Source organism: Rhizobium sp. LjRoot254 (genome assembly GCF_964254105.1).
In the GTDB taxonomy this organism is placed as follows: Bacteria; Pseudomonadota; Alphaproteobacteria; order Rhizobiales; family Rhizobiaceae; genus Rhizobium_E.
On the sequence record NZ_CAXUSM020000001.1, the window covers coordinates 4,318,506 to 4,332,472 of the forward strand.

Annotated in this window: 14 protein-coding genes; 3 read left to right on the forward strand and 11 right to left on the reverse strand. The window is 61.2% G+C overall.

All coding sequences use genetic code 11. The annotated features are described in order from the left end of the window. Positions 1-5: 5 nt before the first annotated feature. Positions 6-398 (reverse strand): Co2+/Mg2+ efflux protein ApaG, encoded by a 393-nt coding sequence (gene apaG, locus ACSQ26_RS21255; RefSeq protein ID WP_436012392.1) that lies wholly within the window; start codon positions 396-398, stop codon positions 6-8. Between the two features lie 256 nt (positions 399-654). Here apaG and otsA point away from each other — a divergent pair, with 256 nt between their 5' ends. After that, positions 655-2,064, forward strand: coding sequence for an alpha,alpha-trehalose-phosphate synthase (UDP-forming) (gene otsA / locus ACSQ26_RS21260; RefSeq protein ID WP_436012394.1), 1,410 nt, complete (start codon positions 655-657; stop codon positions 2,062-2,064). 9 nt (positions 2,065-2,073) lie between these two features. Here otsA and ACSQ26_RS21265 read toward each other — a convergent pair whose 3' ends face one another. Next, the gene (locus ACSQ26_RS21265) at positions 2,074-2,772 is read right to left on the reverse strand and encodes an orotate phosphoribosyltransferase (protein ID WP_436012396.1); all 699 of its coding nucleotides are present in this window, start codon (positions 2,770-2,772) and stop codon (positions 2,074-2,076) included. Between the two features lie 123 nt (positions 2,773-2,895). On the opposite strand from ACSQ26_RS21265, the gene ACSQ26_RS21270 reads away from it, so the two are divergent. Further along, entirely contained in the window at positions 2,896-4,260 is a 1,365-nt protein-coding gene (locus tag ACSQ26_RS21270; protein WP_436012398.1) for a Xaa-Pro aminopeptidase, read from the forward strand. 16 nt (positions 4,261-4,276) lie between these two features. On the opposite strand, the gene ACSQ26_RS21275 is transcribed toward ACSQ26_RS21270, so the two are convergent. The 8 genes from ACSQ26_RS21275 to ACSQ26_RS21310 all read right to left on the reverse strand — a co-directional run bounded on the left by ACSQ26_RS21275 (position 4,277) and on the right by ACSQ26_RS21310 (position 13,244). Next, positions 4,277-5,113: a transglutaminase-like domain-containing protein gene (locus ACSQ26_RS21275; RefSeq protein WP_436012400.1), complete on the reverse strand. Its 837-nt coding sequence runs from the start codon at positions 5,111-5,113 to the stop codon at positions 4,277-4,279. Positions 5,114-5,202: 89 nt separating this feature from the next. After that, positions 5,203-6,141, reverse strand: coding sequence for a LysR substrate-binding domain-containing protein (locus ACSQ26_RS21280; protein WP_436012402.1), 939 nt, complete (start codon positions 6,139-6,141; stop codon positions 5,203-5,205). Between the two features lie 255 nt (positions 6,142-6,396). Next, positions 6,397-6,744, reverse strand: coding sequence for a DUF805 domain-containing protein (locus tag ACSQ26_RS21285; RefSeq protein WP_436012404.1), 348 nt, complete (start codon positions 6,742-6,744; stop codon positions 6,397-6,399). A gap of 251 nt (positions 6,745-6,995) precedes the next feature. Then, positions 6,996-8,441, reverse strand: coding sequence for a Si-specific NAD(P)(+) transhydrogenase (gene sthA, locus ACSQ26_RS21290; protein ID WP_436012406.1), 1,446 nt, complete (start codon positions 8,439-8,441; stop codon positions 6,996-6,998). 125 nt (positions 8,442-8,566) lie between these two features. Next, positions 8,567-9,595 carry an esterase-like activity of phytase family protein gene (locus ACSQ26_RS21295; RefSeq protein WP_436012408.1) on the reverse strand — a complete coding sequence of 343 codons (1,029 nt, stop codon included), beginning with the start codon at positions 9,593-9,595 and terminating at the stop codon, positions 8,567-8,569. 26 nt (positions 9,596-9,621) lie between these two features. Beyond that, a complete protein-coding gene (gene cobT / locus ACSQ26_RS21300) occupies positions 9,622-11,523 on the reverse strand; it encodes a cobaltochelatase subunit CobT (protein WP_436012410.1) in 1,902 nt (633 codons plus the stop codon). A 17-nt stretch (positions 11,524-11,540) separates the two neighbouring features. After that, positions 11,541-12,533 (reverse strand): cobaltochelatase subunit CobS, encoded by a 993-nt coding sequence (gene cobS / locus ACSQ26_RS21305; RefSeq protein ID WP_436012412.1) that lies wholly within the window; start codon positions 12,531-12,533, stop codon positions 11,541-11,543. Between the two features lie 96 nt (positions 12,534-12,629). After that, the gene (locus ACSQ26_RS21310; RefSeq protein WP_436012414.1) at positions 12,630-13,244 is read right to left on the reverse strand and encodes a J domain-containing protein; all 615 of its coding nucleotides are present in this window, start codon (positions 13,242-13,244) and stop codon (positions 12,630-12,632) included. A 93-nt stretch (positions 13,245-13,337) separates the two neighbouring features. Between ACSQ26_RS21310 and ACSQ26_RS21315 the strand changes: the two genes are divergently transcribed. After that, positions 13,338-13,595, forward strand: a complete 258-nt coding sequence (locus ACSQ26_RS21315; RefSeq protein ID WP_258159929.1) for a BolA family protein — start codon at positions 13,338-13,340, stop codon at positions 13,593-13,595. A 43-nt stretch (positions 13,596-13,638) separates the two neighbouring features. On the opposite strand, the gene ACSQ26_RS21320 is transcribed toward ACSQ26_RS21315, so the two are convergent. Further along, positions 13,639-13,938 (reverse strand): DUF1330 domain-containing protein, encoded by a 300-nt coding sequence (locus ACSQ26_RS21320; protein ID WP_436012416.1) that lies wholly within the window; start codon positions 13,936-13,938, stop codon positions 13,639-13,641. Positions 13,939-13,967: the final 29 nt, after the last annotated feature.

Genomic DNA, 13,967 nt, shown 5'->3' on the forward strand with positions numbered 1-13,967 from the left:
GGCTCTTAATTGAGCGTTCGCTGGATGCCCGGTGTGTCCAGCGAAAAAGCGGGGATGGCGACGTCGAAGGACTCCCCGGTTTCGCCTTCCATCTGGTAGTGCCCGAACATCACGCCTGATGGCGTGTCGAGCGGGCATCCGGAATTATATTCGTAGGTATCGCCGGGATTGAGCACCGGCTGTTCGCCGACGACACCGGGCCCAGTCACTTCGTCGACCTGGCCGTTCTCATCCGTGATGTTCCAATAGCGATTGATCAGCTTGACCTGCTGATCCGAATTATTGGCAATGACGATCCTGTACCCCCAGACATAGCGGCTGTCTGCCGGGTCGGATTGTTCGGCAAGATAATAGGGTTCGACACTGACTTCGATTTCGCGCGTTGTCGCGTGATACATACTGCTGATACCCGATGTCCTTTCCGAAGCCGCATCTGCTGGGAGTTCTAGCCTTGCGGGCCTAGTTAGGTCAAGAATATCGCAGATGAACCTTGCCGGAGACTAAAGCGTTACATTCTGGCTTTCCGAGGGCGATGCACGTCGCTGCCTCTTGTCGGAGCGATGACTGCTGCCTGCTTTTCTTCTGCCTCGGCCGGAACCATACCCGGGGCCAGGGACTTTAGGGTGCATGTACATGTACCGAGCAAAGTGAGCAATGGGTCGCCTGATCGTCGTTTCCAATCGCGTTCCCCTGCCCGACCAGACTGGAATGGCGCCCGCCGGCGGCCTCGCGGTCGCGCTTCAATCCGCCCTCGAAGCGCGCGGCGGCATCTGGTTGGGCTGGTCGGGAAAATCCACCGGGTCGGAGGATGTTGGCCCTCTCACGTCCCACAAGGTGGGCAAAATCGAATATGCACTCACCGACCTCACGGACCTTGATCTCGAGGAATATTACCAGGGCTTCGCCAACCGCGTGCTATGGCCGATCTGCCATTACAGGCTCGACCTCGCCGAATATGGCCGGCGGGAAATGGCGGGTTATTTCCGGGTCAACCGCTTCTTCGCCAGCCGACTTCTGCCGCTGATCGAGCCCGACGACCTGATCTGGATCCACGACTATCATCTGATCCCGCTGGCATCCGAACTCAGGCAGTTGGGGGTCACCAACCGGATCGGCTTCTTCCTGCATATCCCCTGGCCGGCGCCGGACGTGCTTTTCACCATGCCGGTGCACGAGTCGCTTCTGCGCAATCTCGGAACCTATGATGTGGTGGGTTTCCAGACCGTCCACGATCGCGAGAATTTTGCCGACTGCCTTGCCCGGCTTGAAATCGGCGAACGGCTGAGCGAGACGGAATTCCGCATCGGAGGGAGGGATCTCGTCGCGGAATCCTATCCGATCGGCATCGAGACCGACGCCTTCACGACTCTGGCAGAACGCGCTGCGGGCACCACGCTAGCAAAGCGGATGCTCCAGAGCCTCGACGGCAAGGAACTGATCATCGGCGTCGATCGGCTCGATTATTCCAAGGGCATCACCCAGCGCATCGACGCCTTCGAGAAGTTCCTCATCCGGCACACGGAAAGCCAGCGCAAGGTGACGCTGCTGCAGATTACCCCGAAATCACGCTCCGAGGTGCCCGAATATGAGGCGATGCAGCGCGCAGTGGCCGAGCAGGCCGGGCGGGTGAATGGTGCGCTCGGCACCGTCGATTGGGTGCCGATCCGCTACGTCAATCGATCATTGCGCCGCCCGGCCCTTGCCGGGCTCTACCGCATGGCCAAATTGGCGCTCGTAACGCCGCTGCGTGACGGCATGAACCTCGTCGCCAAGGAGTTTGTCGCAGCCCAGAGCGAAGAAGATCCGGGCGTGCTTCTGCTCTCGCGCTTTGCCGGCGCCGCACAGGAACTCAGGGATGCCGTGCTGGTGAACCCCTACGATGTCGAGGGGACGGCGGATGCGATCGCGCGCGCACTCGTCATGCCGCTGCTGGAGCGGCAACAGCGCTGGCGGAGCATGATTTCAGTGCTCCGCACCAACGACGTGTTTCACTGGTGCGATAGTTTTCTGGGCGAGCTCGCGAAGACCAAACCGAGCGAGATACCCCAAGCGCGGGCTAGCTAGGCGAAACCGTCAACTGACCGGCAGCGCCGATACGCCGCCATGCGCGGCAGACCATGCGAGCGGATCGTCGAGGAACTTCTGAACCGAGGCCAGTTTGTCGTTATCGAACAGCGCCTGCTGACGCGCGACCTCCAGCACTTGCCGCCAGGTCGCAATATGATGAAGCGTCACGCCGCCATTGGAGAAGCGCGCCTCGGCCTCCTTGAAGATGCCGTAGTAGAACAGCGCCATGCCGTGATCGACAATGCCGCCGGCCTTGCGGATCGCATCGATGAAGGTGAACATCGAGCCGCCTGCCGTGGTCAGATCCTCGATGACGAGGACGCGGGCGCCCTCCTTCATCTCACCTTCGATCTGGGCGTTGCGGCCATGGCCCTTCGGCGCCTTGCGGACATAGATCATCGGCAGCGACAGCCGCTCCGCAAGGAAAGCCGCGAACGGAATGCCCGCCGTTTCGCCGCCCGCGACGCAATCGAACTGCTCGAAGCCTGCTTCCGACATCACGGTCGCGGCAGCGAAATCCATCACAGCGGATCGGATGCGCGGATAGGAGATCAGCTTGCGGCAATCGATATAGACCGGGCTCATCATGCCGGAAGCGAGCTTGTAGGGTTCCTCGGGCCGAAAATGCACCGCCTTGATCTCCCAGAGCATCTTGGCCATCAGGTGGGCCATGGTGGCCTTGTCGGTGAATGCATTGGAAAACATCGGCGGACTCCCGGATCGGTGCGTTTCAAAGCGCTTAGCAAGAAGGGCCGGATGAGGAAAGGGCGGACGGTGGACCTTTTTGTCTTCCTTGCTATTGTCCCGAGACAATCCGGGGGAGAATTCATGGCCATCACGCTTCGTCCAATCCAGCTTCCTGATTTCGAGGTGCCGCATTTCAGGCCGGAAATCCCGGCGGAGATCTATGCGAGCCGGGCGGATGCTGCCTATAGGCAGGCGGGCAAGGACTGGCTGGTCATCTATGCCGACCGCGAGCATCTCGCCAACATGGCCTTCATCACCGGCTTCGAGCCGCGATTCGAAGAGGCGCTGCTGATCCTCGGCAAGGGTGGGCGCCGCGTGCTGGTGACCGGCAACGAGAGCCAGAGCTACGCGCCGCTGGCGGGTCTGCCCGGCATCGAGGTGGTGCTCTGCCAGACATTGAGCCTGATGGGCCAGACCCGCGCCGACAAGCCGAATCTGGAAGACGTGCTTGGTGAAATCGGACTCAGTCAGGGCGATACGATCGGCCTCGTCGGCTGGAAATATCTCGGACCCGAAGAATGGCGCGGACCAATGCCGACTTTCCAGGTTCCGGCCGTCGTCGTCGATACGCTGCGCGCCGTTGCCGGCGATCCGAAGGCCTTGACCGATGCGACCTCCATCCTCATGCATCCGGAAAATGGACTGCGCGCCGTCGTCGACGTGCACGAGATCGCCGCGATGGAATGGGCGGCCGGCCGCGCTTCCGCCGCCGTCTGGCGCATCGTGCAGGGCGCTGGGGAAGGCGACAACGAGTTCCTGGCCGCAAGCCGCATGGGCTATGCCGGCGAACCGCTGAGTTGCCATGTCATGTTCGCATCTGCCTCGCCGGGTGCGACCGTTGTTGGCCTGCGCAGCCCCAACGGACGGACGCTCAGGAAGGGCGATGGCGTGACCACCGCCGTGGGCTATTGGGGCGGACTCTCCTGTCGGGCGGGCCTTTTCACCGATCACGACGATGCATTCCTCGATCTGGCCAAGGCCTATTTCAGGGGCCTGATTGCCTGGTACGATGTTGCCGATATCGGCGTGACGGGCGGCGAGATGTTCGCGCGCGTCACCGAAGCGCTCAACGCCGGCGGAATCGACCAGGCGCTCAATCCGGGCCATCTGGTCGGGCATGACGAATGGGTGCATACGCCGGTGCGGCCGGGCTCGACTGAGAAGCTGCGCGCCGGCATGCCGTTCCAGGTCGACGTCATTCCCGTGCCGATGAAAGATAACTGGACGCTGAACCACGAGGACAGCGTGACCTTCGCCGACGCGGCGCTACGCCAACAACTCAAGGCGCTCTACCCCGCCGTTCATGCCCGCATCGAAGCCCGGCGCGCCTTCATCAAACAAGAGATCGGCGTCGAACTCAAACCCTGCCTGCTGCCGATGTCGCATGCACCACTGGCGCTTCCGCCCTTCTGGCTGGCGTCAGACAAGTTGCTTTCCCTGACCTGATTGGCCGAATCCAGACTCAGTGACTGATGGGCGGCAGGGGTAGCGGCAGGCCAGTGACATCATAGGTCCAGACCCGGAATTGCTTCAACTCGTGCGGGCCGAAGGAATTGATTAGCGGCACGTCCGCCGCATCCCGGCCACGGGCAACGACGATGCGGCCGATGCGCGGAATGTTGTTGCGCGGGTCGAACGTCATCCAACGCCCGCCGATATAGACCTCGATCCAGGCCGAGAAATCCTGCGGATCGAGGATCGGCACGCCGATATCGCCGAGATAGCCGTTCACATAGCGCGCCGGTATGTTCATGCAGCGCAGCAGCGTGATGGCGAGATGCGCATAGTCGCGGCAGACGCCGATCTGTTCCTCATAGGCCTCATAGGCCGTGCGGGTGCTGCGGGCGTCCATATAGCCGAACTTGATGCGCTTGTTGGCAAAGTCGCAGATCGCCTGCACGCGGCCCCAACCCGGCGCCATGTTGCCGAACAGATCCCAGGCGATCTGGCTGAGCCGGTCCGTCTCGCAATAGCGGCTGCCCATCAGGAAGACGAGGCATTCGCTCGGAAGGTCGGCGACGGCGATCTCCTGCGCATCGGCAAAGACCGGGTCGTGCAGCCCGCTGTCCTCGATCGTGCCGTCGCCCCAGATCGAGAAATCACCGGCGGGCGCCACGAAGCGGCGGCAGATATTGCCGAAGAGATCGGTGTAGCTGCTGTTCGGCACCGAGGGCTGGGTGACCACCTGCTCGACCGCACGGATATCGCCGGCCCGGTCGGCATGAGAATTCAGGAGGCATACCAGCGGCGTCGGTTGCGGGCAGGTAATCGTGATGTCGTAGCCAAAGCGGATCAGCATGGTCCCGTTCCTTGCACGCGCACGTAGGGACAGGCCGGCGGCCGATCAGCTGACGCTAGCAGCGGCATTGCCGCTGTCACCGTACTGTCTCATTGTTGTTGCACTGCGGCAAGGATTGTTTTCTCGGCCGCGCCCGGCGCGGGCTCTTCAAACCGGCGCTGGAGCCAGTTCGCGAGCGCCCTGGCCGGTTCGGACAAGGCCTTGAAATTCCGAGCCACGAGGTAAAATGCCCCGAACGGCAGGCCGATGTCGAACGGCCGGATGAGCCGCCCTGCCGCGATCTCTTCTTCGGCGAATATCCGGTCGCACAATCCGACGCCGTGGCCTCGCAGCGCCGCCTGTATTACCAGGCCACCGTCAGCGAAGACCGGGCCGCGGTCGCAACTGTCCTCTGGCGCGCCTGCATGCCGGAACCAATCGGCCCACACCCGGCGGTTCTCCTCATGCAGCAATTCGAATTGCTGGATATCGGCGGGCCGGGTGAGCGGCGTTCCCGTCGCAAGCAGGGACGGCGCGATGACGGGCACCATTTCCACGTCGGCCAGGTGGCGCGCTTCGGTGCGAGGCCATGCACTGACGGAGCTGCCATGCCGGATGGCCAGCACAGCTTCATTGGACCGGAACTCGACCAGCCGCACATCGGACTCGATTGTCACATCGATGTCAGGGTTCGAGGACAGGAAATCGGCGAGGTTGGGGGCCATCCAGAGCACGGCGAAGGTCGGCTCAACGCTGATGGTGACGCTCCGGGAAGACGGCATTGCCATCAGACTGGAAAGCCTGCCGTCGATCCTGTCGAAGGCATCGGTGAGCGTCGCGAGAAGTGCCGCGCCGTCATCTGTCAGCACTACGGCGCGATGCCGGCGCTCGAACAGCGGTCGGCCGATCGACGCCTCCAGCTCGCGGATCTGCCGGCTGATCGCGGCCTGGGAAACGAACAGCTCCTCGGCTGCGCGGGTGAAGCTGAGCAGCCTTCCCGCGACCTCAAAGCTTCTCAACGCCGTCAAAGGGAGGCGGCCGCGCTTCATGCATAACCTCAAGTCATGTGACGAGGCCAATATACTCGTTTGAGCGATGGCGGCAAGCTTGAGAGAATGCCCTCATTGGAAGGATCAAGACAATGCTTGCCAAGGTTATCGAGACCCTCATGGATGTCATCGCCATCGTCACCGGCCAGCCGCATGGACCGGTCCGCCCACGGAGAAGTATCTGACATGAGGGCGAATAAAAACCGGGTCCAGCCGATGAGACTGAACCCGGGTCGTATAGTTGAAGATGGACGATCAGGCGGTAGGAGAACCGAATTGGTTGTCGCCCGGCGTGCCCGGCTGGCAGTACCAATAGAGCAGCACAAACGCACCAATGATGGTGATGGCGATCAACAGCCACCAACCGGATTTATCGATATCGTGCAGGCGACGCACGCCCACGCCGATCGCAGGAAGCAGTGTCGCCAAGACCCAGATCGGCTGCAGCAACTGGGTGCCCAACATCATATCGATGAGATACAGCACGATGCTTACGATGAAGGAAAAAAGTGTCCACCACCAAAATTCCGAGCGCATCGCACGCCCATCGAACTTGGCGTATTTCTGCACGAGAACAGTTTTTACAGCTGTTGCAAAATCCATTGAATCCCCCTTGAGAATAAGACGATCCGGCCGATCCCGCGTCCCGCGAGAACTGAACCGCTGACGGCATTACGGGGCGCAGCTTTGCTTTATTCACCCGATCGCAAAGAAATCCCCAGGAAGAAATATTAGCGGTACTTCAAGTAGTTGTCATATGGTTTCGTCGGTCGTCCACCGAGGAATAAGACGGCCAGTTGAGCCGTCTTGGGACGAGGCCATCAGTGCAATAAGACAGTGTGCCGGCAGCGAAGTTATTGCGCCGCTTCCTGCTGCGTTTCCTGCTCCGCTTCCTGTTGCTCGGGAGCCGCTTCCCCCATGCGGTTCCAGGCATCGAGGCCGGCGATCTTGTACGCCTCGGCAAGCGTCGGGTAGTTGAACGTATTTTCGACGAAGTAATCGACCGTGCCCTTCAAGTTGAGCACCGCCTGGCCGATATGGATCAGCTCGGTTGCCCCCTCGCCGACGATATGCACGCCGAGCAGCCGCCGCGTCTTCATCGAGAAGATCATCTTCAGCATGCCGTTGTCGAGGCCCATAATGTGGCCGCGCGAGGTCTCCCGGAAGCGCGCGATGCCGCATTCATAGGCGATATGGCGGTCCTTCACTTCTTCCTCGGTCAGGCCGCAGGTCGAAATCTCCGGCACGGCATAGATGCCGTAGGGGAAGAATTGCGGCGGCTCCTGCGTCGGCACGCCGATGGCATGGCGGGCGGCGATGCGCCCCTGTTCCATGGCGGTCGATGCAAGGCTCGGAAAGCCGACGACATCGCCTGCGGCATAGATGTTCGGCACGTCGGTCTGGAAGGTCAGAGGATTGACCTTGATGCGGCCGCGCGCATCGGCCGTGAGGCCAGCGTTTTCGAGTTTCAGCGCAGCCGTCGCGCCCATGCGGCCGGCGGCATAGAGAACCATCTCGGCGGTCACGGTGCGGCCATTCGACAGCGTCACCTTGCAGCGGCCGTTGGGTTCGCGCTCGATCTTGTCGGCGGACTGGCCGAAGAGCAGTTTCACGTTGCGGTCGCGGAGCTGGTAGGTGAAGTCGTCGACAATCTCGCGGTCGATGAAATCGAGCATGGTGGTGCGCGGCTCGACCACCGTCACCGCCGTATCGAGCGCGCTGTAGATCGTGGCATATTCGATGCCGATGACGCCGGCGCCGACGACGATCATCGAACGCGGAATGTCCTTGATCTCAAGCAGTTCGTCGCTATCGATGATCTTGTCATGATCGAAGGGAATGTTTGGCGGGCGGAACGGCTTGGTGCCGATCGAAAGCAGGATTGCCGTTCCGCGCACCTGCATCATCTCGCCGTCGGACTTTTCGATCTCGAGCGTATTCCTGTCGACGAAATGGGCAAGGCCCCTGATGTGATTGACCCGGTTGCGGGAGAACTGGTGTTCGAGAACTTCGACCTCGTGGTCGAGCGTGATCAGCAGGCGGCGCCGCAAATCCTCGGAACTGATCTCCGCTTTGACGCGATAGGCGCGGCCGTAAAAGCCGCGCTCGCGCCAACCCGTCAGGTTGAGCGCCGTCTCGCGCAAGGTCTTGGACGGAATGGTGCCGGTATGGACCGAGACACCGCCGACGCGCGTGCCCTTTTCCACCACCAGGACCTTGCTGCCGAGCTTTGCTGCCTGGATGGCGGCGCGGCGTCCTGCCGGTCCGCTGCCGATCACGATGAAATCATACTGGATCATGGGAATGTCCGCCGTCCTGGAGACTCTTGCTGCGCTGCATTATCAGACCATTAGCCATCGCAAATCAATCCAACGGTTTGATGAAGGTGCCCGAAATCTCTTATTTTGTCGGACTTTTGCGGACCTTACTCCACCAACCTGAATTCCAGCAGCAGATTCCGCTCGAGAAGCGAATGGTTGTCGTCGGATGTGACGATCAGATGGGTCGAGCCATCGGCAGCGGTGAAGGCATCCAGACCTTCCATATTGTCGATCTGGTGGGAAAAATCCGCCTCCATGACGATCGATCCGCTGATCGTCTTGCCGGGTTCGATGTCCTTGCCCTCGAACCTGCGGATGCGCATGCCGATACCATCCTTCAGGCCGAACTTGCGCTCCAGCAAGAGGAAGGTGCCGTCCTTGAGAAACACGCCGTCGGTCACGTCATAAGCGCCGACGCGTTCGACGAAGAACATGCCCTTTTCAGGTCCGGCCTGCACGCCTGATATGAAATTGCCCTGGTCGTTGTAGCTGCGCTCGGAGATATAGACCAACGCGCCCTCCAACGGTCCATCGCTGGGAGATTTCAGAACGGCCTCCATGCCGCCATTGCTTCGTAGCCTATAGCCCTTGTCGAGCACCGGCTTCTCGATTTCGACCGGCTTTGCCGTCTCGAATCCTTCCAGTGGGAAAGCAGCGATGCGATGGTCGCGCTCGAAGCTGACATGGATTTCGCCGTCCGTGATCACCATGCCTTCGGCATCGAGATTGTCCTTGTGGTCCTTGCTCTTGCGGCTGGCCGAACCGACCATCGAATAGATCTTGTAGTCGCCGATACCGGAGAGCCTGCCACCGGCGTCGCGCTCGAGCTCGCCCACGGCCCAATGGCCGGTATCCATGATTGAAATGAAATGCTTGAGATCGGGCAGGATGCGGATCGAGGATACTGCGCCCATCTCGCCATTCTTGGTCGCCATGACGAGACCGCCGAGATATTCAAGCTCGCCGAATCGTTTTCCCGCGCCCCGCTTGAATTCGTCGATGACCAGGGACTTGACTGATATGACCTCGCCATCGACCCTGGCGGGCTGGCCGCCGAAAGCTGCGGGGAAGAATGCGGCAAACAGGACGAAGGGCAGGAATGCTGCAATCGTCCATCTCTTTTTCACCGCCACGCAAGCATCCTTCCGCCGATTTCTGGTCAGGCACGCTTGCGGCTGCGGCCAGTATGGCCGGACGCCGCATCATCCTCGAAAAGCGCCGCAAGCTGTTCGGTCATCGCGCCGGCGAGCTCGTCGGCATCGATGATGGTCACGGCCTTCTTGTAGTATCGCGTGACATCGTGACCGATGCCGATGGCCAGCAATTCGACCGGCGAGCGGGTCTCGATCTGTTCGATGACCGCACGCAGATGCCGCTCGAGATAATTGCCCGGATTGACCGACAGTGTCGAGTCATCCACCGGCGCGCCGTCCGAGATCATCATCATGATGCGGCGCTGCTCGGACCGGGCAAGCAGACGGTTATGCGCCCAGATCAGCGCTTCGCCGTCGATGTTTTCCTTGAGCAGGCCTTCGCGCATCATCAGGCCGAGATTGCGCTTGGCCCGCCGCCATGGCTGGTCGGCCGACTTGTAGATGATGTGGCGCAGGTCGTTGAGGCGGCCGGGGGAGGCCGGCTTGCCGCTGCCGAGCCATTTTTCGCGTGACTGGCCGCCCTTCCAGGCCTTGGTGGTGAAGCCGAGGATCTCGACCTTGACGCCACAACGTTCCAGCGTGCGCGCCAGGATGTCGGCGCAGGTCGCGGCAACCGTGATCGGGCGGCCACGCATGGAGCCCGAATTGTCGATAACCAACGACACCACGGTATCGCGGAACTTGGTGTCACGCTCCATTTTGAAGGAGAGCGGCTGCATCGGATCGATCACCATGCGGGTCAGCCGAGCTGTGTCGAGATAGCCTTCCTCGAGGTCGAAATCCCACGAGCGGTTCTGCTGCGCCATCAGCCGACGCTGCATCTTGTTGGCGAGGCGGCCGACGGCGCCCGAGAGATGGGCAAGCTGCTTGTCGAGGAAGGCGCGCAGGCGGTCGAGCTCGGCTTCGTCGCAGAGTTCGTCGGCGGCGATTTCCTCATCGAATTCCTGCGTGAAGACGTTGTAATCGACCTTCTCGTTGAGTTCGTCGAAGGGATTGTTGGGCCGCTTGACTTCGCCGGGCGTCTCGGATTCGTCGTCGCCCTCTTCCATGAGGTCGTCTTCCGAGATTTCGGCGCCGTCGGTCTCGCCCTGATCCATCTGGTCGTCAGCGGCTTCGTTCTCTTCCGCCGGCGATTCCTCGGTGCCCGCGTCATCCTCGGAGGAATCGTCGTTCTCCTCCTGGCTGCGCGGCTGGTTCTCTTCGGATGCGCTATCGTCGTCGTCGGATTGCGAGGAGTCGTCGCCGATGTCTTCGGCGAGATCCATCGATGCCAGCATGTTGCGCACCAACCGGGCAAACGCCTCCTGGTCTTCCATGACATTCTTCAGCGAGCCGACTTCCTTCTCGGCCTTCTCCTTGAAGAAGTTGCGCCAGAGATCGAGCACCTGGCCGGCGCTCGCGGGTGGCGGCGTGCCGGTCAGCACTTCGCGGACCATCATCGACATTGCTTCTTCGATCGGCGCGTCGTCACGGCCGGATATGCCGCGGAAATTCGCCTTCGAATATTTGTCGGACAGCATGAAATGCAGGTTCTGCGCGGTGCCTTCCATGCGGCTGGCGCCGATCGCCTCGACGCGCGCCTGCTCGACGGCGTCATAGATGGCGCGAGCGTCAGGACTCGCCGGGGCGAGAGAAGAATGCAGCCGCTCATCGTGGCAGGCGCGGCGCAGCGCCATGGAATCGCCCAGCCCGCGCAGAACCGCCAGTTCGCCGGCATTCGGCTTCTTGGAGAGTTCCGGCAGGCGCATGCGGTCGCCGACCACGCCCGGCTTGTCGTTGGCGAAATTCACCTCGACTTCCGCCGACCCCGCGATCGAGCGGATACAGCCGGTCAGTGCCCGGCGGAACGGTTCGAGATCCGCCACCTGGCCCGGTCTTGCCCGAGAATTATCGCCTGCTCCAGCCATGTCCTATTCCAGGGCGCTCAGACGCCAAGCACCAGATTGGCGGCGCTTTCCTTGAGCTCGACGCCGAACACCCGCTGGTACTGCTCGGCGACCAGCGCGCGTTCGAGATCGTCGCACTTGTTGAGGAAGGTCAGCCGGAAAGCGAAGGAAACATCGCCGAAGATGGCAGCATTTTCCGCCCAGGTGATCACCGTGCGCGGGCTCATGACGGTCGACAGATCGCCATTGATGAAGGCGGCGCGGGTGAGTTCGGCGACGCGCACCATCTTGGCGACCGCATCGCGGCCCTTGTCGGCCACGAAATGCTTCACCTTCGCCGCGACGATGTTCACTTCATGCTCGAAGGGCAGATAGTTCAGCGTGCTGACGATCGACCAACGGTCCATCTGGGCCTGGTTGATCTGCTGCGTGCCGTGATAGAGGCCGGTCGTATCGCCGAGGCCGACGGTGTTGGCGGTAGCAAAGATGCGGAAGGCGGGATGCGGGCGGATGACCCGGCTCTGGTCGAGCAGCGTCAAGCGGCCGGAGGCTTCCAGCACGCGCTGGATGACGAACATCACATCCGGGCGACCGGCATCGTATTCGTCGAAGACGAGCGCGACATTGTGCTGGTAGGCCCAGGGCAGGATGCCGTCCTTGAATTCGGTGACCTGCTTGCCATCCTTGAGAACAATGGCGTCCTTGCCGACGAGGTCGATACGGCTGACATGGCTATCGAGATTGATGCGGACGCAGGGCCAGTTGAGGCGCGCCGCCACCTGCTCGATATGCGTCGATTTGCCGGTGCCGTGATAGCCGGAGACCATCACGCGGCGATTATGCGCAAAGCCTGACAGGATGGCGAGCGTGGTGTCACGATCGAACAGATAGTCGGGATCGAGGTCCGGCACATGGGCGTCGGCTTCGGAATAGGCAGGCACGCTGATATCGGAATCAATGCCAAATTTCTCCCGGACGGAAACTTTGGTGTCCGGAAGCTTTAAAGTTTCAAGATCCATCTTCGTCATCATATCTCCAGAGCGACCGGCGATGAACGGCCGCAAAAATCACAGGCGCATGTCCTATCGCGGGTTTTGGCGTGTGACAACAAGATTAGCGCGGGACGATCAGCAAAAGCCCGCCTGCTTGAGCAATTGATAGGCCTGGATCACCGCGCGGAATCGTTCTTCCGAGCCGCGATCTCCTCCATTTGCGTCAGGATGGTGCTTCTTGACCAGTTCCTTGTATCGCGACTTGATGTCGCTTGACGTGGCACCGGACACCAGGCCCAGCGTATCGAAGGCCTTGGTTTCGAGTGGCTTGAGGCGCCGGTGCTCGGTGGGTTCGGAGCGCTGGTTCATGCGCCAGCCGGTGAAGCCGAACGGGTCGCGCATCTTGGCGGCACCCGCCCGCGCCTGGTTCTGCTTCGGCGCCCATTTGGCGTCCTTGTTGACGCCCATGCTCCAGGTCGGGCGATTTCCGGTCACGGCTTCCTTCTGGTAGCGCGCGACCTCGGTGTCCGACAGGCCGGAGAAATAGTTATAACCCTTGTTGTATTCCTTCACATGCTCGAAGCAGAAGACGAAATACTGGTTTTCGGCATGGCGGCCCACCGGCGCGCGATGCACGCCCGGCTTCTCGCAGCCATCCCACTGACAAACGGGCTTCGAAGGCGGCTCTTCGGCCTTCGGACCCTTGCGCCGGGTGCGGATGGAATCGAAATATTTGGAATCCAGTTTCATCCCCACATTATGGGTCTGCCGATGCCGCACTGCAAGAATTGACAAATCGGAAAGTTCTAGGCTTTGTGGGGGCTTTTAGCGAAAGCATGCGCCATGAGCCTCGAACCCCGGATGCGGTCCGCCCTCGAAGCCGCCTTCCACCCCAGCCTTCTCGAAATCGTCAACGAAAGCAATCTGCATGCCGGGCATAATCCGGAAGCGGCGGCCACCAACGACACGCATTATCGCATTCGAATTTCGGCCGACGCACTGGGCGGGAAGAGCCGCGTCAACCAGCACCGCGAGATCAACGCCGCACTGAAATTCGCCTTCGATGAGGGACTTCATGCGCTGGCGATCGAGGTGAAGTGATCGCCAGCGCATTCGAGGTCAGATTGAAGTGGAAGTGGCCTAATCAGCCCGGCGTTGGCACGCCATCAAGGGCGACGATCTTGGAACGGGCGCATCGGTGCCTGATTTCGATAAGCGGCGCATATTCCGGCGAACGATACCAGGACAGCAGGCGCTCCATGTCAGGAAACTCGATGATGACCAGCCGGTTGGGTTGCCAGTCGCCGTCCAGGACATGTGTTTCGCCGCCACGTCCGAGGTAGCGTCCACCATAGCGCTCCTCCGTTTCCGGCACCCTCCGGCGATACTCCGCAAAGGCCTCGGCATCAGTTACATCGATATCGGCAATCAGATACGCGGCCATAGTAAAACCCTCCTCGAGCCTGCCGAATC